The sequence below is a fragment of the Oceanobacillus sp. GQ8 genome, assembly GCF_059758495.1.
The window spans coordinates 429,576-451,233 of sequence record NZ_JCAXEV010000003.1 but is presented as its reverse complement, the minus strand read 5'-3'; the positions used below and the strand labels follow the sequence as shown (position 1 = coordinate 451,233).

Annotated in this window: 18 protein-coding genes; 6 read left to right on the top strand and 12 right to left on the bottom strand. The window is 39.7% G+C overall.

Annotated elements, in window-relative coordinates; all coding sequences use genetic code 11:
- Nucleotides 1–12: 12 nt before the first annotated feature.
- The 10 genes from AC6CHS_RS11045 to AC6CHS_RS11000 form a co-directional block, all read right to left on the bottom strand.
- Nucleotides 13–906 (bottom strand): carbohydrate ABC transporter permease, encoded by an 894-nt coding sequence (locus AC6CHS_RS11045; protein WP_498236042.1) that lies wholly within the window; start codon nucleotides 904–906, stop codon nucleotides 13–15.
- A gap of 76 nt (nucleotides 907–982) precedes the next feature.
- Complete coding sequence (locus AC6CHS_RS11040) at nucleotides 983–2,338, bottom strand: ABC transporter substrate-binding protein (RefSeq protein WP_498236041.1); 1,356 nt, start codon at nucleotides 2,336–2,338, stop codon at nucleotides 983–985.
- A 66-nt stretch (nucleotides 2,339–2,404) separates the two neighbouring features.
- Nucleotides 2,405–3,319, bottom strand: coding sequence for an N-acetylmuramic acid 6-phosphate etherase (gene murQ / locus AC6CHS_RS11035; protein ID WP_498236040.1), 915 nt, complete (start codon nucleotides 3,317–3,319; stop codon nucleotides 2,405–2,407).
- A gap of 630 nt (nucleotides 3,320–3,949) precedes the next feature.
- Nucleotides 3,950–4,804, bottom strand: a complete 855-nt coding sequence (locus tag AC6CHS_RS11030) for a MurR/RpiR family transcriptional regulator (RefSeq protein ID WP_498236039.1) — start codon at nucleotides 4,802–4,804, stop codon at nucleotides 3,950–3,952.
- Nucleotides 4,805–4,816: 12 nt separating this feature from the next.
- The gene (locus AC6CHS_RS11025; RefSeq protein WP_498236038.1) at nucleotides 4,817–5,776 is read right to left on the bottom strand and encodes an N-acetylglucosamine kinase; all 960 of its coding nucleotides are present in this window, start codon (nucleotides 5,774–5,776) and stop codon (nucleotides 4,817–4,819) included.
- A gap of 211 nt (nucleotides 5,777–5,987) precedes the next feature.
- Nucleotides 5,988–7,010, bottom strand: coding sequence for a LacI family DNA-binding transcriptional regulator (locus tag AC6CHS_RS11020; RefSeq protein ID WP_106897429.1), 1,023 nt, complete (start codon nucleotides 7,008–7,010; stop codon nucleotides 5,988–5,990).
- Between the two features lie 246 nt (nucleotides 7,011–7,256).
- Nucleotides 7,257–9,611 carry a glycoside hydrolase family 31 protein gene (locus AC6CHS_RS11015; RefSeq protein ID WP_498236037.1) on the bottom strand — a complete coding sequence of 785 codons (2,355 nt, stop codon included), beginning with the start codon at nucleotides 9,609–9,611 and terminating at the stop codon, nucleotides 7,257–7,259.
- A 29-nt stretch (nucleotides 9,612–9,640) separates the two neighbouring features.
- Nucleotides 9,641–10,483: a sugar ABC transporter permease gene (locus tag AC6CHS_RS11010; RefSeq protein ID WP_498236482.1), complete on the bottom strand. Its 843-nt coding sequence runs from the start codon at nucleotides 10,481–10,483 to the stop codon at nucleotides 9,641–9,643.
- Between the two features lie 5 nt (nucleotides 10,484–10,488).
- Complete coding sequence (locus AC6CHS_RS11005; RefSeq protein WP_498236036.1) at nucleotides 10,489–11,787, bottom strand: carbohydrate ABC transporter permease; 1,299 nt, start codon at nucleotides 11,785–11,787, stop codon at nucleotides 10,489–10,491.
- Nucleotides 11,788–12,019: 232 nt separating this feature from the next.
- Nucleotides 12,020–13,294 (bottom strand): sugar ABC transporter substrate-binding protein, encoded by a 1,275-nt coding sequence (locus tag AC6CHS_RS11000; protein WP_498236035.1) that lies wholly within the window; start codon nucleotides 13,292–13,294, stop codon nucleotides 12,020–12,022.
- A 266-nt stretch (nucleotides 13,295–13,560) separates the two neighbouring features.
- On the opposite strand from AC6CHS_RS11000, the gene AC6CHS_RS10995 reads away from it, so the two are divergent.
- The 4 genes from AC6CHS_RS10995 (at nucleotide 13,561) to AC6CHS_RS10980 (ending at nucleotide 17,800) form a co-directional block, all read left to right on the top strand.
- A complete protein-coding gene (locus tag AC6CHS_RS10995; RefSeq protein ID WP_498236034.1) occupies nucleotides 13,561–15,324 on the top strand; it encodes a glycoside hydrolase family 13 protein in 1,764 nt (587 codons plus the stop codon).
- 482 nt (nucleotides 15,325–15,806) lie between these two features.
- Entirely contained in the window at nucleotides 15,807–16,559 is a 753-nt protein-coding gene (locus AC6CHS_RS10990) for an SDR family NAD(P)-dependent oxidoreductase (protein WP_498236033.1), read from the top strand.
- A gap of 15 nt (nucleotides 16,560–16,574) precedes the next feature.
- Complete coding sequence (locus tag AC6CHS_RS10985) at nucleotides 16,575–17,006, top strand: MarR family winged helix-turn-helix transcriptional regulator (protein ID WP_498236032.1); 432 nt, start codon at nucleotides 16,575–16,577, stop codon at nucleotides 17,004–17,006.
- A 59-nt stretch (nucleotides 17,007–17,065) separates the two neighbouring features.
- Nucleotides 17,066–17,800 carry a glucose 1-dehydrogenase gene (locus AC6CHS_RS10980; RefSeq protein WP_498236031.1) on the top strand — a complete coding sequence of 245 codons (735 nt, stop codon included), beginning with the start codon at nucleotides 17,066–17,068 and terminating at the stop codon, nucleotides 17,798–17,800.
- Nucleotides 17,801–17,988: 188 nt separating this feature from the next.
- Here AC6CHS_RS10980 and AC6CHS_RS10975 read toward each other — a convergent pair whose 3' ends face one another.
- A complete protein-coding gene (locus AC6CHS_RS10975) occupies nucleotides 17,989–18,495 on the bottom strand; it encodes a DinB family protein (RefSeq protein ID WP_498236030.1) in 507 nt (168 codons plus the stop codon).
- Between the two features lie 136 nt (nucleotides 18,496–18,631).
- Here AC6CHS_RS10975 and AC6CHS_RS10970 point away from each other — a divergent pair, with 136 nt between their 5' ends.
- Both AC6CHS_RS10970 and AC6CHS_RS10965 read left to right on the top strand, forming a co-directional pair.
- Nucleotides 18,632–20,245 carry an amidohydrolase gene (locus AC6CHS_RS10970; protein ID WP_498236029.1) on the top strand — a complete coding sequence of 538 codons (1,614 nt, stop codon included), beginning with the start codon at nucleotides 18,632–18,634 and terminating at the stop codon, nucleotides 20,243–20,245.
- 108 nt (nucleotides 20,246–20,353) lie between these two features.
- On the top strand, nucleotides 20,354–20,794 hold the full coding sequence (locus AC6CHS_RS10965; RefSeq protein WP_498236028.1) for a cell wall hydrolase: 441 nt from the start codon (nucleotides 20,354–20,356) through the stop codon (nucleotides 20,792–20,794).
- A gap of 469 nt (nucleotides 20,795–21,263) precedes the next feature.
- On the opposite strand, the gene AC6CHS_RS10960 is transcribed toward AC6CHS_RS10965, so the two are convergent.
- Nucleotides 21,264–21,617: a VOC family protein gene (locus AC6CHS_RS10960; protein WP_498236027.1), complete on the bottom strand. Its 354-nt coding sequence runs from the start codon at nucleotides 21,615–21,617 to the stop codon at nucleotides 21,264–21,266.
- Between the last annotated feature and the right edge of the window lie 41 nt (nucleotides 21,618–21,658).

Genomic DNA, 21,658 nt, shown 5'->3' with positions numbered 1-21,658 from the left:
AATCCGTGCTAGTTAGTACTCTACTTTATCTCGGCGCATAATGAACTGAAGAATTAAGACAGTCAGCAAGGAGATGATCAAAATCATTACACCGATTGTGGCACCATAGCCGAAGTTATATTGTACAAAGGCCTGCTGGTAAAGATAAGAGCCCATTACATGAGTAGCGTTATTTGGCCCACCACCCGTCATGACCTGTACAATAATAAAGGAGCCATTTAATGTGGTAATCACGATATATAGTATGGAGATTTTCACCTGAGGCCAGATAAGTGGGAGTGTTACCTTCCAAAACTGCTGCCATTCTGATGCTCCGTCCAATTCTGCTGCTTCATAATAGCTTTTTGAAACATTAGATATTCCACCCATTAGTAAGAGCATAAATAAGCCAATACCTGCCCAAACCGATGGCAATACAAGACTTGGTAATGCCCAATTCTCGTCTCCTAGCCATGGTTTTGCTAAGTTTTCTAACCCAATAAATTCAAGCCCCGAGTTAACTAGACCAAGGTTAGGATTGTAAATAAATGTCCAAAGAATCCCGATGACGACGACACTCATTATATTGGGGAAAAAGAAAACAATACGATAAAATGGCGCTTCCTTTATTTTAAGTTGGGTTAGGGCTACAGCAAAAAACAATGCCATAACCATAATGCCAATTACTTTTGTAGCTACAAGGAAATAGTCATGGATAATCGTATTTGGTATGATTGCATCTTTCACAAGCTTTATGTAGTTCGCCAAGCCAACAAAGTCCTTGTTTTGCGAGGAGCCTGACCAATCAAAAAATGAATAGTACAGACCACTAAACAGCGGATAAAGCGTAAATATAGCAAACATGATAAAGGTTGGGATTAAACAAAAAGCCAGAAATAGGTATTTTTGCTTTTTTGACTGTACCATTTTATCCCTCTTTCATTAATTTGATTGAAAAAGTGGATCAGCAGGAGGGATGAGACTCCTGCTGATACCTGTTTTCCTATTCGTTACTGCTGCGATACTCGGCAGCTGCTTCCTCTGCTACTTCAACAAATTCCTCTGCTGTTGAATTACCTAGCATAAGTGACATGAGTGCATTTCCAACCGGTGTTTCTAAATCAGCACTCATTGGATGTGGCTTGTTGTAAATTTGTACTTGATCTGGATCATTAATCATTGCATTTGCTTCTGTTAAATATGCTGGTACCTTGTCGCTTTGCGTTAGGTCAACCTCTGTAAGGTTCATGATCGCGCCTGTATGCTCTGAGAATGACATTGCATATTCACGTGTGAAAGCAAACTCTACAAATGCTTTTGCAGCTTCTGGATTTTCCGCGTTTTCTGCAATAGCAAGTGGACGTAAATCAGGTACGATAGCATATGTTTCATCAGGTGCTTGCATTGGGGATGGGATGAACCCAAACTCAAAGTCATCTGGAATATCATTTTTCATTTCATTCGGTAACCAGAATCCTACTGGAATAAAGGCATTTTCACCTAAAAGGAAATTCATTTGTGATTGGGTATGGTTAAGTGCACCAAGACCAGAATCAAACATTCCTTCGTCTGCCATTCTTTCTACTCGCTTCATTATTTCCAGAACTGGTTCACTTGTCCAAGCTCCTTCAGCACCTTGGATAACATCTGTTAGCAACTCTTCTCCTCCAGCTGCTCCAAATGCTGGATAAAGTGCTCCACGAAGGAAGTAGTATGGATGCTGCCCACTTGTTACAAATGGATCGATTCCTTCACTATCCTTAATTTCTTCCATCGAACTCATTAGGCTTTCAAAGTCTGTTGGAACTTCATAGCCTTTATCTTCAAAAAGTGCTCTGTCATACCATGTTCCCCATGTATCAAATACAAGTGGAAGCGTGTAGACATCACCATCATAATTCGCTGGCTCTACAATAAAACTGTCAACAAGTTTGTCTCCGTTTTCTAGCTCAATATCTTGAAGCCAATCTGATAGATTCATAAGCTGCCCATCTTCTACCATTTGTGCTTCACTAGATCCAGCCCCGTCGATATACACGACATCAGGTGGATCATTGGATACCCAACGCGACCGCATTTCTTCGTTAATATTCGGTCCGGCATGCTCGATAATATTTACATCAGGGTACTCTTCTTTAAAACCTGCAATAACTTCTTTCCACCAAGAATCCCCGTATCCCCCTACAAAATACTGAAGCTCTAAATCTCCTGAAATACCACCCTCGCTACTCCCTGAATCATTACCATCTGAATCTGCTTCTCCACCTGCATCTTCATCATTCGAGCAGGCGACAGTGAATGCGATTAGCAGCATGGCAACAAACAGAAACAAGATGCGGCTTTTCTTTATTCCCTTCATCCTAAAATCCCCCTTTGTTTAATTACTATTATATGAAACACACGAAGGCTAAAAATGCCGTTCATGTTATTCCCCTATTAAGGACTTGATTGCTTCTCGTACATTACCAGCTGTTGCAACCAAGGCAACGTCTACTTCTTGGAGGCTCTTTCCTGTCTTCAACATAATAATGGCTGGTTTTACTTTATAATCGGTTTTCTCCAATGCTTCCTCAGCTGATTCATAACTTGCCTCCGTAATGGCAATCACATTTCGCTTTGCCCTTTCCTTCAGCTTATAATTGCTTGCATGGACATCGACCATAAGATTCTCATAAACTTTTCCAAGTTTCACCATAACGGCTGTACTAATCATGTTTAATACCATTTTATGTGAGGTTGCAGCTTTCATTCGGGTAGAACCAGTTAAAATTTCCGGTCCTACGATCACTTCCATTGGACAGTCTACAAAACTGCTAACCTCAGAGTCTTTATTGCTAGTAAGCGAAGCTGTAAATGCACCAATTTTCTTGGCATATTTTACAGCACCAATTGGATATGGTGTTCTTCCACTAGCGGTAATCCCGATTACAACATCCTCTGGAGTCACATTGCGTTCTGTAATATCGAGAGCACCCTGTTCTTCTTGATCCTCTGCTCCCTCAACCGCTTCGAAAAAGGCACCGTTTCCACCAGCCATGACCGTCTGGACTAATTCCGGTGGTGTCATAAAGGTTGGTGGGCACTCGGATGCATCCATAACACCAAGTCGTCCACTCGTACCAGCACCGACATAGAATAACCTTCCACCACTTTTTAATGCATTGTATACGTGCGTGACGACTGTCTCGATTTGTGGCAGGACTTTTTCCACCGCTATAGCGACCTGTTTATCTTCATCATTTATAAGCTGAAGGATGTCGCGAGTTGGCATTCCATCCAGTTTCATAGAATCAGGGTTTCTTTGCTCCGTAACCAATCCGGCAAGATTAGATAGGTTCATATGTATATAATCTCCTTATCTGCTAAAAGCTGAAATAAAATAAAAATTCAATTGGTAGGCTCTCTCTAACATTAAAGCGCTTTCATGCATTTTCTATAAGAAAGCCCGTAAAAAATTTCCTTTATTCTACCGACTTCTTTTATCTGCCAGCAGCCTCCATTTTTTCATAGGTGTCTGTGCAGCTCTTTGTTAAGTTGTTTATAGGTTGTTCAAAAATTCCGGTAAAAATGACGCTTCGAATTTCTTCGTTGGCAAAGGAGAACTTCTACTAATATTGCCCACGTCCTGTGGGCAACGTAGGAGTCAGCACATCCTGTGCAAGCCCGTTCCATACGTCTTAACACATACGTTCTGATACTCAAAGCTACACCGCCTCGAACTTCGACACATAGGACGTGTTAGTGTCGGCGTTGCAATAGGACGTTGCGATTTTAGCCGACCTTGATCCTTTTTATCCTCCTTTTGAATACAATTTTATTATAGGGTGAATGATATTTTTTGTCAATTTTATTTTTAAAATAAGAAATAAAATTTCACACAGCATATAAAGCGTCCTGTTTCTTAAACTTTTCAGTAAAACTTATCTCTACCTAGCTTAAGTTGGAGTAGTTGGACGCTGAATCCTCTTGATTAATCACGTAAAAACATGACCGCTTCTCTTGATGCATCAAGGTGTTGGATTGTTTCTTCATAATGGTTGGATGCAAGACACATTAACAACATATCGATGACATGCAGCTGGGCAATCCGAGACGAGGTAGCCCCACTGCGAAAGGTTGCTTCCTTTGCTGCAGACGTATGTAATAAAATATCAGCATATTGGCTAACAAGGGAATTTCCATATTTCGTTATTCCAATCGTTGTAATGTCGCGTTGTTTTGCCAACTGGAGCAATTTTGCAACTTCCTGTGTATCCCCAGAAAAAGATATCCCGATCACAACATCTCCTTTTCCTTTGTTTGCAATCAGTGTTGCTGCTAAATGAATGTCTGAAAAGGAATAGGCATTTTTATCGATTCGCTGAAATTTCTGCTCCCCATCTTTGGCAGCAATATAAGACGCACCCACCCCAGCGAGTACGATAGAATTTGCATTCGCTAACGCTTCTACCGCTTTTTTCAATTGATTCTCATCAATAATATCCACTGTTTCCTTCAATGTTTGCACTGTGTTCGCTGTCACTTTATCTATAATACTTTTATAGGTTTCATTCGGTTCAATGTCCCGGTAAACGGTTGCTTCATCTGTCTGGAGATCCCCGGCTACCCGTATTTTTAATTCCTGAAATCCTTTAACGCCAAGTGATTTACACAGCCGGATGACTGCTGCACTGCTTGTATTACTTTTTTCCCCTAGACCGAGTGCCGTGAGATGGATCGCTTCCTGTGGATGGTCAATAATATATGTTGCAACCTTACGCTCTGATGGTGACAGACTGTTCACCATTTCTTTCAAAATCACGAGTCCGCCTTTAACATGCGCCATGACTTCACCTTCTTATTGTGTATTTTTCATCTGCTCTAACATATTTCGGCTTACTTGAATAGTTGCTTGTTTGTATGCTCCGATTAGCGAACCAGCCACTGGTAGAAATTCTGGTTGCACGAGGGTAAGTGGAATATTTTCCAAATAGTTTTTTAAAAGGGCTGGCATGACTGCTTTCTCCTGAAAAACACCGCCACAAAGGACTACCTTTGTTTTCTCGTCACTAGTAAATAGTGTACGATATAGTGCCATAATTTGGGAAGTAATGTCATTGGCAGCCTGTTGTAAAATGACTTGTGCCACGACATCTTCTTGGTCATATGCCTGAAATACAATACGGGATAATGGCGCAATAATGGCTTTCGGCTGTTTGGCATTATAGACTTTTTTTATAAGCTCCTGGGCTTGCGAAACTTGAAAATGCTCAAAAAGCATTTCTAGCAATATGGTAGATTCCCCTCTCCCATCAACTGATTTCAATGCCTCCGTTACACCTGCTCTGCCTATCGCATAACCACTTCCCTCATCACCAAATAAATAGCCCCATCCGCCGACTCTTCCTTGTTCACCAGCTTCATTCATCCCGTATGTAATGGAACCTGTGCCAGCAATCTGGACAATCCCCGCTTCCCCATACGTCCCCGAATATAAGGCACAAACAGCATCAGGCTCAACTAAAACCGTTGCATGTGGAAGGAGCTTGGAAAGAATACTTTCTAATAGGGCGTGGTTTGCTGGATTGGCTGACCCTGCAATGCCGGCATACACCAATTTCACATTCTTTAGCAGTGATTTTTCCTCGTTATCCAGTTTTAGAAAAAGGGTTTGAAACACTTGAATCAGCTGTTGTTCCCCGACAGCATTCGGATTACTTGCCCCACTTATAGCCTTTGATAAGATGTTCCCTTTCTCATCAGCCAATACAGCTTGAGTTTTGGTACCTCCGCCATCTATTCCCATATAATACGCCATCTATCTCCCTCCCCTTGATTGCTTATTCTACTTACTCAACAAAATTTTATTTTAAATTCATTAGTAATTATTGAAATATTATTATAACACAAAATTTCAATTGCTATTATGGTATACTAGTTGAAAAAATCAGGAAAGTTTTCGATACAGAAATGACCTCCCTATCTACATAAAAGAATAGCTCCATTCCTAAGAACAGAGCTATCTTCCACTACTTTTCTATTTTACTTACCGAATCCCTGTACACAATCTGATGTGGGATAATAATTCGTTTAGCCGGTTCGTCCTTATTCAGTGTCAATTCAATCAGCGCTTTTGCTGACTGTGCTCCAAGCTGATGAATTTGTACATCCACCGTTGTTAAAGCAGGCCGGGTTATTTCCGATAAATAGACATTATTAAAGCTTACCAACGACATATCAAGTGGAACATGGAAACCCAGCTCCTCCAATGTACTTAGCACACCTAAACTCATCAAGTCATCTGTCACAACAATGCCTGTTGGTTTCACATCAAGTGACAGGAGCTTTTCCACCGCTTCTCTACCACCGGATTTTAAAAACTCAGTATGCAGTTTATACGCCGGATTTTCTGGAATGCCCGCCTCTCGCATTGCCGCCTCATAACCAGCTTCCCGGTCAACTGTAACAAATAAATCCTTCGCACCACCTATGAAAGCAATTCGTTCGTGCCCTTGCTCAATTAGATAGGAGGTGATGTCTTTGCCTGCTTTAAAATTATCATTGTCCACATGCGTAATATTGCTTACATTATCATACGGCTTCCCGACAATAACAAAAGGAAAGTTTGTTTCGATTAAGAAATCCGTAATCCGATCGTTTACACGGGAATACAGCAGAATAACCCCATCAACATAGCTACCATAAACCATACGTTCTACTTCATTAAAAATTTCTTCCTCTGTATCTCCACTCGATAGTGTCATGGAATATTGCATTTTATGTGTAATGGAACCAATTCCCCTTAGTACTTCTGGGAAAAAAGGATTTTGTAAAGATTTATCAGCAGAAGACGGCAGGATAACGCCGATTGCTTTTGTTGATTTCACGACAAGATTCCGGGCGTTTACGTTTGGGTGGTATCCCAGGTCCTTCATTGCTTTGCGAACCTTCTTTTTCGTATCTGGACTTATTCTTGGATTATCGGCAATCACTCGTGACACAGTAGAAGGTGAAACCCCTGTTGCCTTTGCTACATCTTTAATTGTTACCATATACTCACCCACTACTTCTCATTATAGAGGTTGCTCAAAAAATCCGGTAAAAATGACACATCGGTACTGATGACCTTCGACTAAATTCCGACACGTCCTGTGTCGAACGTCGAAGTCACCACATCCTGCGGAAGCTCGTTGGCTTGCTTTTCCGTTCCTCACGTATTAATTGCATACGTTCCGGTACTCATAGCTACGCCGCCTCGAACTTCTTGGTCCTTTTTATCCTCCTTTTTGAACACGCACTTATAAAATTATCTTCAATTGTTGTATGTCTTCGTATGTTTTTCCATTTAGTATAACATTTTGATTCGGTTTTAACCCAGTTAGGATAACGTCTACTTCCTTGTATGGAGGCAAATAATTTCCTTCTTTATCTAAAATGGTAACATGGATCGCATCTTCTTCTGATTTGATCTCAATATTCCATTTTAGGTAATCGCCTTTTTCGTAAGCAAAGGTCTCACCATCATCATCATAGTACGTGAAGGAATACACATCACCTGGGTTACCTGCCACTACATGCATGCTTCGTTGTTTTGTTTCTTTCTCTTGATTTGAAATCCACTTCGTTTGCATGACAGCCGTTCCCTTTTTAATGAAAAGTGGAAGATCGGCAAGCTCAGCGTGAACTAAATGGCCACGATTACCTTCATAGACTTCACCAGTCGCCAATAGCATCCATTCCCCTTTTGGTAAGTACACCGCACGGTCTGTTACCCCTGGTGCAAGAATGGGCGCCAATAGAACATTATCGCCAATCATGACTTCATCATTCAGATTGTACGTTCTTTCATCATCCGGGTATTCCATAAATAGCGGGCGCATGACTGGAAGTCCAGTTTGACTAGCCTTAAAGAATAAACTGTAAAGCTGCGGAAGCCATTCGTACCGCATCTGCATATATTTTTTCATAATCTTTTCGTATTTTTCACCAAATTGCCATGGCTCTTGATACGTTGTGTTCAGTGCAGAATGATTTCGGAAATACGGTGTAAATGCGCCAACCTGTGTCCAGCGTACAAGCAGTTCAGGGTTGGTATCATATGCAAATCCACCAACATCTGGTCCTGTAAACGCTACACCAGACAAACCGAGATTCATAACCATTGGTAAAGACATTTGTAAATGCTCCCAGAAGCTTCGGTTATCCCCTGTCCAGACAGCTGCGTAGCGCTGCACGCCGGAATAACCTGCCCGTGTAAGTAAGAAAGGACGTTTTCCTTGAAGCTGATCCTTCATTCCCTCATAGGTTGCTTTCCCCATTAACAGCCCATACACATTATGCAATTCTTTATGTGTAGTTGGACGGCCATCATTTCGGTGCATCACCGACGTATCCATCGTTTTCGTTTCGTTAAATACAGCAGGCTCGTTCATATCATTCCAAATTCCTTCAATGCCCATATCTGTATAGAACGCATGCTTTTCGCCCCACCACTTCCGAACTTTCTCTTCCGTGAAATCAGGAAACGCACTTTTCCCTGGCCAAACATCGCCAAAGTAGACGTGACCTTCAATATATTTACAAAAATTATCCCCTTGTACGCCTTCTTGATAAATCGGATATTCTGCATCCTGCTTTACCCCTGGATCCACAATCGGAACAATCCTTATTCCCATTTCACGCAGATCTGCGAATAGCTTTTCAGGATTTGGAAAACGATCTCTGTCAAAGGTGAATACCCGGTATCCATTCATATAATGGATATCAAGATGGATCACGTCGACTGGAATATCACGTTCTAAGAAATTGGTTGCGAGCTCCCTTACCTCAGCTTCAGATTCGTAACTATAACGGGATTGGTGATAACCGATCGCCCATTTCGGCGGAAGCGGCATTCTTCCTGTTAAGTACGTATACTGTTCAAGCACCTTTTTCGGATCAGGGCCGGCTAGCACGTAATAATCAAGCTGTCCCCCTTCTGCTGAAAAGGAATATCTATCAATCTCTGACTTCATATCAAAAAAGGTACGGAATGTGTTATCAAAAAAGATACCGTGAGCTTTCCCATTCCGCAATGTCATAAAATAAGGAATAGACTCGTATAATGGGTCCGTTTCGGGATTATGTGGCGCATACACATCTGTGTTCCACATTTCATATTTTTCACCGCGTTTGTCGAGAAAACCACTCTTCTCTCCAAATCCATAGAAATGGTCTGATTCATCCATTTGTTTCCATACACGTATTTCCCCGTTTTGGTCGTATGCCATTCCCCGCTCTTGTTCTTTTACAAGAATTCGAGAGTTTTCATCTTTGACGATGATCCGCAATGGGTTTTTCTCTATCTTTACTTCAAGTTTCTTTGTTTTAAGAAGCAGCACTGCTTCAGTATCCTCTTCTGAAACGGAAACATCTAATGGTGTTACATGTACTGATTTGGAAAGATCCAGTCCAGGCTGTGATGTAGGATTCATCACAACTCTGAGAATGGCATCCGTATAAAAACAAAGTGTCACAAACCCATTCGTACATGTTAGTTGAAACATATTCTGTTGTTTTTCAATGGAAAGAACATTTCCTATATCGAGATAATGTTTTCCAGACGTATCTTGTTTATTTTCTGGTAGTATGGCAAAGCTTGTATCTTCAAGCATATGGGTTCCTCCTGTTTTCTTTTTGATGTCTATCCTTTTGTAGCTCCTGATGTTAAACCAGAGATTAAATAACGCTGTAGGAGTAAAAAGACAAGCGCAATTGGTATTGCGATCAAGATAGAACCGGCAGCAAATCGGGTAAAGTTGGTAGAAAACTGATCATTAATAAAGTTATATAAACCAAGCGCCAAAGTATAATTTTCCGGACTTGTTAACACGATTCTCGGCAATAAAAAGTCCATAAATGGTGCCATAAAATTAAATAACGCGACAACAGCTAAAATTGGTTTAGCGAGCGGTAGCATAATTGTCCAAAAGATTTTCAGATGTCCTGCGCCGTCTATTTTAGCTGCTTCATCTAATTCTTTCGGAATCGTATCAAAATAGCCTTTCACAAGCCACGCATTAAATGGAATCTGACCACCTAAGTAAATAACCATTAAGCCAAACAGTGAGTCGGTTAATCCGATTGTGTTTAGTAGAATATATAAAGCTACCATTCCCATAAGCGCTGGAAACATTTGCAGTAACAGAAACATATATAGACCATATTTCCTTCCCACAAATTTATATCTGGAAAAAGCATAGGCTATTAGTGACGTAATAATTACCGAACCTACTGCATTAACGACCGCGACATACAAACTGTTTCGATACCATATCAAATAGTCACTGTTCGGATCTGTAAACAACCATTTATAATGTTCCAATGTTGGTGCTTTGGGAAACAAATCTGTTACGAGCATATTAGATCCTGGGTTAAAACTCATCATGAGAGCCCAAAACAAAGGGTATCCGATAATAACAAACATTATTAAAAAGAATAAATAGATGAACGCTACTTCAATTCTTGATTTCTTCTTCCTCGACATTGCCATTAGTAACGTCCCTCCTCTTTAAATGATGCGGTTTTTCTGAATTGGAAAAAGGCAAAAATAGAAATGATTAATCCCATAATAATCGTAATGGCAGCTGCCATATTATAGTTATTTGTTTCAAAAGTTAACTTATAAACCCAGGAAATTAAAATATCTGTGCCCCCTGCGTTTTGCCCTCGAACGGCAGGGTTTCCTTCGTTAAACAGGTAGATTATGTTAAAGTTATTAAAATTCCCGGCATACTGCATGATTAATAATGGAGCTGTCGCAAACAATAAATGTGGCATCGTAATAAATCGTAATTTTTGGAAACGTGTGCCCCCATCGACATCTGCAGCTTCATACATATCCTGAGGAACACTTTGGAGTACCCCAGTAAAGAGAGCAAATACAAACGGAAACCCTAGCCATGTCTGAATCATAATCAATGCCATTTTTGCCCAAAAAGGATCTGACAACCATGGAATCATGACTTCGAATTGACTAAGTAGATCACGGTTAATTGCCCCAAATGTAGGGTTAAATAGCGCAGAAAATATTAAGATGGAAACGAAAGCTGGAACTGCCCAAGGAAGTATCAATACTGTACGAATTGTCCGCTTGAATTTAATTCTTTTATCATTTACAAGTAATGCTAAAAACAAACCAAGTGCTATTTGCATCGTTGTAGCTACCACTGTCCACACAATTGTCCAGGAGAACACACTCAAAAACGTGTCTTTCCATATTCCCACGTTCGCTAAGTCTACGAAATTATCAAAGCCAACCCAATTTAATAGATTACGAGGAGGTGCGTTGTATTGATTATAGTCCGTAAATGCTAAAGCCAACATAAATACTAATGGAACAACTACAATAAATAGAAGTAAAAGCAGTCCTGGTAAGATCATAAAGTAAGGAAAACCATTGTCATAAAAACTGCTCATCCCTTGTAGTAAGTTAGGATTCGGTTTGTTATCTTCCCTTGCTTTTGCATCTTTTCTAGCATCCCGAATATTGTATACATAGATTGCAATTCCGAACGCAAGCACAATTAATGAAATAATACCTTGGATTAATAACTGTATGGAGTGATGATCACGTGGGATCGTACCAAGCGTAAACAATCCCCAAATTCCAATATCTATATAGTTCCATGTCGTGACTAAGAAAGACACTGCTACAAGGAAAATAAGAATACCTTTTAGGAACCTTCTATTATATAGTTGCCCCAGTCCAGGCAAAATGATAGATAGAAGTGTTGCTAGATTCCGCGGCCGTGTTATACCGGTTTTTCCCTTCGGTTGTTTCGTTGCCATTTGAGTTCCCCCTATATTTTTAACCCGTATGTAAACAACTGTATGGAAAGACGCGAAACCTCTTTCCATACAGTCAATTTATTCCGGTGCAACCGTCCGTAAGACTCCCCTTTAAACATGAAGTGAAACAATGATCTTTTAGTGGGAGTAAATGGACGCTAACACCCAGAATCGTTCAACAATCAGTAGGGTAAGAACGAAAACCCCCATTGATTGAAGTTTCACTTTATATTTAATTTGCTCCAGAAGCCTCGATCTGTTCATGAATTGTATCTACTGCTTCTTGTAAAACTTCATCTACAGGCTCACCTTTAGAAATAAAACTCAATGCATCGTTAAATGGATCCCAAACTTGCTGCATTGCCGGAATGCTCGGCATTGGTTCGCCATATGTTGTTTGCTCAGCAAATGCAGAGAAAATAGGATCTTCTGCAATAATTGGATCTTCCATAACATCATCCCTAGCAGGAATTTCTCCAGCTGTTTCATAATAAATCTTCGAGTTATCATAGTTTGTAATATATGCCATTAGATCTTCTGCCCACTCTTTATTTTCAGAGTAATAGGAAAGCATATACGATTTTACTCCTACAAATGATTTCGGGTTTTCACCGTTTTCTAAAACAGGTAGCGGCATAGCTGCCAAGTCATCACCTAAAGCCTCTGAATAATCTCGAACCATCCATGGACCATTGATCACACTTGAAACTTTTCCTTCTTGGAAAAGACCATTCATAATATCTGGTGTTAAATCCTGAGGAATGTATCCATTATCGAACCAAGATTTAACGAGTTCTCCACCTTTTACTGCGCCTTCATTTGCAAGGCCAATGTCTGAAATATCATAATTTCCGCCTTCATTTGCAAACACGTATGCACCGTTACCTGAGAAGAACGGATACACAAAGTAGAGGTTAGCTGCTTCCATTAAAAATCCAAATTCATCGTTAGCTGCGTTCGTATCACGCTCCGCAATTGCCATGATTTCCTCCATTGATTCAGGAGCCTCTTCAACAAGCGATTTATTGTAGTACATTGCATATGTTTCAATTACAGCTGGATAACCCCAATACTCTTCTTCAAATTGGACAGCCTGCAATGCAGTATTCGTGTAATCGCTTTCTAAATCACCAAAATTAACTGGTTCAACCAAGCCTCTAAGCGCCAAATCTCCAATTCTGTCATGCGGCTGGAAAATAATATCTGGTCCATTACCTGCCGGACCTTCTACATCAAGCTTTTCTACCTGTTCTAGCATATCTACTGGAACCATTTCCACTTCAATTCCTGTTTCTTCTGTATATTTGTTTGTAATTTCTTCAACTGCTTCTTGTTGTTTCTCTTCAGCGTTCACCCAAAGCTTTAAAGACTCTGGCTTTTCTGGCATTTCACCTTCTACACTTTCCTCTTCTGAACTACTTTCCTGATTTACTTCATCAGGTCCACAAGCTGCTAGAATACTAATGAGTAACACCATTGCGAATAAGTAAATAAATCTGTTTTTCATCTAATTTACCTCCCCTATATCAGCGCGTTAAACATATTTGTGAAATCGTTTGCACAAACGCTGTATCTTTATTATACATTTTTTCGAAGAAAGAACAACTACTTTTTTTATTTTTAAAAAATGCTTTAATATCAACTAAGTTATCGCTTACATTAAACCTAATTTTATGCTATGATCTCTACAAATCTACTTCACTATTAGTATGAGTGTTGTATTAATACAAAGATATATGCGCAAACGTTTGTTCAAAAGGAGGTTTTCAACGAATGATAAAAGAAGCAATCTATCATCGTCCCAAAAATAATTTTGCCTATGCATATGATGAGGAAACACTTCACATTGTTTTGCAGACAAAAAAAGATGACATGCAGGATGTCCAGCTCATCTATGGGGATCCGTATGATTGGAAAGATGGCAAATGGCAAACTGAAACAGATTCTATGACCCATTCGGGTTCTACAGATTTGTATGACTACTGGTTTATTGCAGTTAAACCGACGTTCCGTAGAATGCGATATGGCTTTTATTGCTCAGATGGTGAAGAAGAATGCTATGTTGCGGAAGATGGCATCTTTTCTACTTTACCAACTGAAATTAGCCATTTCTTCTGTTTCCCTTACTTGAATAAGGTAGATGTCTTTCAGGCGCCAAATTGGGTAAAAGACACTGTTTGGTACCAAATATTTCCAGAACGATTTGCTAATGGGGATGCCTCTATTAGTCCTGAAGGCACTTTTCCATGGGGATCTGAGGACCCAACACCTTCAAATTACTTTGGCGGAGATTTTCAAGGGGTTATAAATAATCTTGATTACTTAGAGAAACTTGGCATTAACGGGATTTACTTTACCCCTATATTCAAGGCATACTCTAACCATAAATACGACACCATTGATTATATGGAAATTGACCCGCAATTTGGTGATAAAGAAACCTTCCGTACGTTGATTAAGGAATGTCATAATCGTGGTATTCGCGTGATGCTCGATGCCGTGTTTAATCATAGTGGATACTATTTCCCTCCATTTCAGGATGTTCTTGAAAACCAAGAAAACTCCCAATACAAGAAATGGTTTCACTTATGGGATTACCCAGTTGTTACAGATCCTGCACCAAACTATGATACATTCGCTTTTGTTTCGTCAATGCCAAAACTAAACACGGAAAACAAAGAGGTTCGTGACTATTTACTCGAAGTGGCCCGTTATTGGGTAGAGGAATTTGACATTGATGGCTGGCGACTTGATGTTGCCAATGAGGTGGATCATGCGTTTTGGCGTGACTTTCGCCGAGTCGTTAAAGACGTAAATCCGGAAGCATACATTCTCGGAGAAATTTGGCATGATTCCATGCCATGGTTACAAGGAGATCAGTTTGACGCGGTTATGAACTACCCATTCACCAACGGGGCCATTACCTTTTTTGCGGAAAACGGCATGCACCCCACCGCTTTCTCTCATGCTATTAACCGGGTTATGCATATGTATCCTCAAAACGTCAATGAGGCAGCCTTTAATCTATTGGACAGCCATGATACCCCGCGTATCCTAACTTTAGCTAACGAGAGCGTAGCAAGAGTCAAGCTGCTATATTTATTTCAGTTAACCTTTACGGGAACTCCTTGCATCTATTATGGTGATGAAATTGGAATGAAAGGAGGGCAAGATCCTGGATGTCGCGCCTGTATGGAATGGGAACCGAGCAGGCAAGATCAAGAGCTGTTCCGATTTGTCCAAGAATTGATTGCTTTACGAAAGCATAATGCGTTATTTGGAAATAAAGCAACATTTCGTTTCCTCCATGCAGATGATGAGAAAAATGTGCTTGCGTATGAAAAGAGATTGGGTAACCAGCAGCTAGTCGTCTTGTTAAATAACAGTGACTCTGTATCCCGTGTTTCGAAAACTATTTTTGGTAGAGAGCTAAACAACGAAATTTCCCTACCTACACAAAAACTCGAACATCAAGACAGTGCTTCGGAGTTTGAAGTCCCTCCTTTAGGATGGCGAATTTTTGAAGTGATAGAATAAAAATATTAGTAAAAAGCTGTGGTGATATAAGATCTCTAATTAACGCTCAGAAAATACGCTGCTTTCCACGGGCGGCTTGTGGCCACCGGGCCAACCGGACGTTGGTTACAAAGGCGTTGCCACAGGACGTGGCGCTCTTAGCCTTCGTTCCTTTTTACGCACTTCGGAGGTCTCACCTAGGCCTTTCAATCCGCCGGAATCTTTATGTATTTCCTAAGCTGATTAGGATGCCACTTCTCCATACCAAATAAAAATTCGAACTAGATTGAAAGAAGGTCAATCTAGTTCGGATTTCTTTTTTACTAAAACACTCCTCCCCCCTTTTCTTCTTTTTATTTTTAATCGCTTCTTTCAACTGATTAATCTATTTGCATAATATCTAGTAGTTTTATCGGTTTAATTTTCATAATAATCTATACAGTTTACTGCCGAACCTTTATTGGTTATAATGGCATTAAATCTTAGGAAAGGAAGTAATAATCATGCGTTTAGAGGATAAGATTGTGATTATCACTGGCGGTGCTGGGGGTATTGGTACTGGTATGGCCACAGCCATGGCCAAAGAAGGTGCCATTTTAGTATTAATTGATATTAATGATGAAGCTGGAAAAGTTGTGGAAGCAAAAGTTAGAGAGATTTCTCCTAAATCAATGTTTATAAAAGGAGATCTTTTTGATGTAGAAAACTTACCTACTATTATCGAAACGGTTGTTGCAAAGTATGGTAAATTAGACGTACTAGTTAATAATGCGCATGCGTCGAAACAAAAGCCGTTCGAAGAAACAACCCAAGAAGATTTGGATTTCTCATTTGGTACAGGCTTTTACCCTACTTTCTACTTAATGAAAGCAGCATTTCCTCATTTAAAAGAGACAAAAGGTACCGTGATTAACTTTGCATCTGGAGCTGGCTTATCGGGCCAACCAACGCAAACCTCTTATGCAGCAGCAAAAGAAGCAATCCGTGCTATTTCCCGCGTTGCAGCTAATGAATGGGGCAAATATAATATCAATGTTAATCTAATCAGCCCTATTGCAAAAAGCCAAGCTGTAGAAAAATGGGCTAAAGACTTCCCTGAAATGTATGAGGCAAGTCTTTCCTCAATCCCATTAGGTCGCTGGGGCGAACCTGAAGAAGATGTCGGGCGTGTCGCTGTGTTCTTAGCCTCTGAGGATGCTCGTTATATTACAGGTCAAACGATAATGGTAGACGGTGGTTCGATTCAATTGCGCTAATCAAAGGAGAAGCCAATGAATAAACCTACATTTTATGAATTAGTTAATATGGTCGAACAGGTGAACAACGCAAGTATTATCCAATATACAGAAAAATTGTCAAAAGCAATTGGCATCTCTTCGCTTATCGTATTAAGCGAAATTCGCAAACTTGAGCAGTGCCAGCCGATTGAATTATCCAATAAACTCGGATATTCAAAAAGTAGTATTTCTATCATTACTAAAAAATTATTGGATGCTGGCTATATTGAAAACACATTTGATCGACATGATCGGAGAAAAATTTATTTAAGCTTAACAAGTGCAGGAAATGGTATGTTACGCGAAGCCGAATATCTTGGTCAGCAATACTATGAAAATATATATAGTGTACTCACTGATGAAGAGTTACTTCAGTATATTGAGATTCAAAAAAAGTTACTGAATAAGTTGAAGGATTCAAAGTAACTATTATCATTCCGTTCTGCAAATTATTTAGCTAATCTAAGACACGGAGGCAAATATAAATGAACCGTTTAGAGAATAAAGTTGCAATCATTACTGGTGGAGCTCAAGGTATGGGTGCTGCCCATGTAAGATTATTTGTAGAACAAGGTGCAAAAGTGGTATTAACCGATTTAAACGAAGAAAAAGGCCAAGCATTAGCTGCTGAACTAGGTGATAATGCGATCTTTGTAAAACAGAACGTTACAAGTGAAGAAGACTGGAATAATGTACTTAGAGTAACAGAAGAAAAGTTCGAGCAAGTGAATGTATTGGTTAATAATGCAGGAATTACGATGGCCAAAAGCATTCTAGACATTTCGCTTGAAGAATATCGCCGGATCGTGGATATTAACCAGACTTCCGTATTTCTTGGCATGAAAACTGTTGCGCAGTTAATGGCTAAATCAGGCGGAGGATCTATCATAAATATTTCTTCAATGAATGGTTTAGTTGCAGGCGCTGTAGGTTATACAGATACGAAATTCGCGGTACGTGGTATGACAAAAGCAGCAGCCATGAATTTAGCGACTATGGGTATTCGGGTGAACTCTGTACATCCTGGGGTGATTGCTACCCCAATGGTAGTACAAGAAGATACTAAAGCTGCTGTAGAAACATTTTCTGCACAGATTCCATTGAAACGTGTAGCGCAACCAGAAGAGGTATCGAACATGGTACTATTCTTAGCTTCAGATGAATCGAGCTATTCAACTGGCTCGGAATTTGTAATCGATGGTGGATTAACTGCACAGTAATTTATTTTATTAGAAGATAACCCCATAATTTAAATTACATTATGGTTATTCAATATAAGATGCCAAGGGTAGCACCGAAAGTAATTTTCTGTGCTACCCTTATAGTATAATCTTTTCTGCCATTTCTTTTCTGCAATGTCTTTGTATTGCGATACAACGGGGTCTTCCTAATGAAGTGTCCCATTTAATCATTCATTAAACGGATTGGTTCTGCTCACTAAGAAGTTTTCTATTTGCTTCCTGTGATGGTTGTCATGCCAAACAAAGCCGCTAAAGTAATTAAACGCGTTGTGCGGATAGCCAGAGTGCTCGTCAAGAGTTTCGCCATTTAATTTAAAAGTTGTCGTGAAAAATGATTCATCTTTCGCTTTCAACGCTGTAAGTAAAGCATTCCTTGCTTGCTGCTGTTCCTGCAAAATTTGTTTCTGGCTGATTCCTGATTTCGCATGGGTAGCCGCTTCCTTGTTAAGTTTTTCAATATCAATACTTTGAATGTCTGCATCTTGCTCCATTTTGGGTAGCATTGCAGTAAGAATATATGTATCCCAATAGGCAATATGTGTCATAATCTCCGCCATTGCCCATTTCCCCTCAGCAATTGGCTGGAAAAACAGCTCTTCCTCAACCTTGTAAAGGGTCTCCGCCCATTTATTGAATTGCTCCATATCCTGATAAAGTTCGTTTATTGTATACATTCATGTCCCTCCCTTTTTTTTAACTATTCTATAAAAGGAGATACAATCCCTCTTTCTAAATGATTAAATATCCATTTATCATGTTAGGTACTTCCTTCTTATGGGTATACGGCCATTAGAAGGGGTGTAATGAAATATGAAAATAATTAATAATGTTCGCCTATATAGACCATATGATAAGGTGTACACTGATGATATTTACCACATTGGCGTGGAAAACGGGAAAGTTTCCTTTATTAAAAAGGGGTTATCTCAAGATCAGGGCTCCAACGTAGTAGATGGTAAAGGAAAAGTCCTTACCGCTGCTTTTAATGATTCTCATATGCATTTACTTCGGTTCGGCTTTATGAAAAAAGAGATAGACTTAAGGAAGGTCACCTCTTTCAGTGAAATGAAAAAAATTGTCTATAACACCTATGAAGAAGAGAAAATGGAAGAACATGATTGGGTGGTTGGACGAGGACTAATTGACAGCCAATTAAAGGATAAAGACAAACCTCTAACAGCAGAGGATCTAGAGGAATTGGAATATAGTAAACCAGCTTATTTCCTCCACGATGATGGACACGAATGTGTACTAAATAAAGAAGCGCTAAACATTGTTAAAGAAGAGCCTGATCTTCTCAGAAATCATGAACAATTCATTGAAAAAGATAAAGATGGCCAATGGACAGGCCGATTTAAGGATACTGCCGTCCACTTCATTAAATTTCATTTCCGTAAGAAAGAACAGGAAGAAATTTATGAAGCATTAGAAATGGCAATCCCTCCCCTCCTGGAAAATGGTATCTCCTCTGTTCATACGGATGATCTTAACTTTGCCGGAGACTTTGAGAAGCTTTGGAACACATATAGAACCCTGGAAAATGAGGGAAAACTCCTAATCGATGTCTGGCTACATCATTACATTTTCAATAAAAATGATCTAGCTGAGTATTTAAGTAAGTGGAAACTGCGGACAGGTGACGGTAGTAAACAAGTTAAAATTGGGGCTGTAAAGATTTTCCTTGATGGTACACAGCGTTTGCATACTTCTGCGTTAAGAGAGCCATATTCAGATAGACCAAATACACGAGGTACATTAATTTATTCCCAAGAGGAGCTGCATGACATCGTGCAGTTAGCGGACGAAAACAATATGCAGGTTGCGATGCATGCTATTGGAGATCGCGCGGTAGAGCAAGCACTTGCGGCGCTAAGTAACGTCGATACCAAGAAACGCAGGCATCGTATTATCCATGCTCAGGTTTTAGCACCAGATTTATTACAAAAGATGGAAGAAGTAAAACCATACCTTGAGACCCAGCCCGGCTTTATGATGGATGAACATGATCAAACAATAGATTGGGTAGGTACGGAAAGAGAACGCTATTGTAATCCGTGGAAAACCGTACTGGATAGAGGTATCCCTTTCACTTGCAGTTCCGATACCCCAATTGGTCCCCTTTCCCCTATGCAGGAGATATACGCGGGAGTTAACCGTATGGATTTAGCTGGGAAACCAGAAGGCGGCTGGATTCCTGAAGAAAAGTTAAGTGTCGATGATTGCTTCTATGCTTATACGGTCCGAGCAGCCGAACTGGAACATCGCGAAAACGAAAAAGGAAAAATTGAAACTGGCCATAAGGCTGATTTTATCTTACTGGATAGCCACCCTAAAGACATAAAATCAAGTGAACTATATAAACTTCAGGTGTCAGAAACATGGATAAATGGCGAAAAGGTCTATGATAGGTCGGAGCAGAAATAAATATATTACAGACCTTACTAAAATTTCTACCTGTCCATTCGTAAAAATTGTAAAAAGCCTACATTTAAGTAGGCTTTTTTTAATACACTGCTTTTAGAGGTGATAAAAATGGCTAGAGTGAGATACACGGATAAAGATGTTGATTTAGTGGCAAGGATGATGCGAGCCGAAGCAGAAGGGGAAGGAAAACTGGGAATGCTGATGGTTGGGAATGTTATTGTTAACCGTTTAAAGGCCGACTGTTTAGATTTTCAAGATTTAAGATCCATTAACGATGTTATTTTTCAAATCCAAGGTGGAAATTACTCCTTTGAAGCAGTACAAAAAGGAAACGTCTTTTACAACAGAGCAAGGACTGTAGAAAAAAGATTAGCAAAACAGACCTTAGATTATTGGCGACAACACCCTTCCAAATTTGCGCTATGGTATTTCAACCCCTATGGTGAATGTCCACCTACTTGGTATGACCAACCCCTCACAGGGCAGTACAAACAGCATTGTTATTACGAGCCAATAGCCGAAACATGCGAAAGTGTTTATAGCTACTAAGAATCACCACTCTACATTTCTACTTTTCTTTTGAAAGGAGAAAAAGGTTGGTAAAAAATCTTTTCTCCAAATCAACCCCTTTTAATTTTAAGAGACTAGGACATAACTAAATTGTCAGTATATAAATACAAATAATACTTTCTAGCACCGCTTTGGCAGAACACTCCGCTTTCCACGGGCACGGCTTCAGCCTCCTCATGGAAAGGAAACCACTGCGGGATCTTCAGCTCGTGCTGTTCCCGTAGGACAAGGAGAGCTTCGACAGCTTCACTTCGCACGAAGAAAATTGGTTTAGACTTTTGAGGAGTCTCCATGTTCTGCCTAAGCTAAATTAGATTAAATTCATACAAAACCCGTACTAAGCAAATCTTTATTCAAGGCTTTGCATTATAGTTCGGGTTATAATCTATCAGCAATACTTTTGTACAAGCCTCTTTTACACAACAATATGTCCCTTGTTTAACTAACATCAACATTTGCAAATCATTAACATATTTCCATCAGGGTCTTGAAAATTAAAATAGTGATCATGTTCAATCTCCGTAGTTACGTTAACACCCTTCTTCTTCATAAATTGAAATGCTTGTTTAATATCTTTCGTGTTCAGGTGGAATGCTGGGGTTTTATATACATGGTCCTCTGAATAAATTTTGCTATCTAGCACGATCCCTGCTCCCTCCATCGGTAACACATAAAGATGACCAAACTGTATTTCTCCCACAGTTTTCAAACCTAAAATATCACTATACCAATCTCTTGCTTTTTCTATATTGCTTACCGGAATGAATACAGCTCCAATTTCGTTTTGAATGGGATGAGTCATGAAAGCACCTCCTATATTTAACCTTTTCATATCAACTTAAT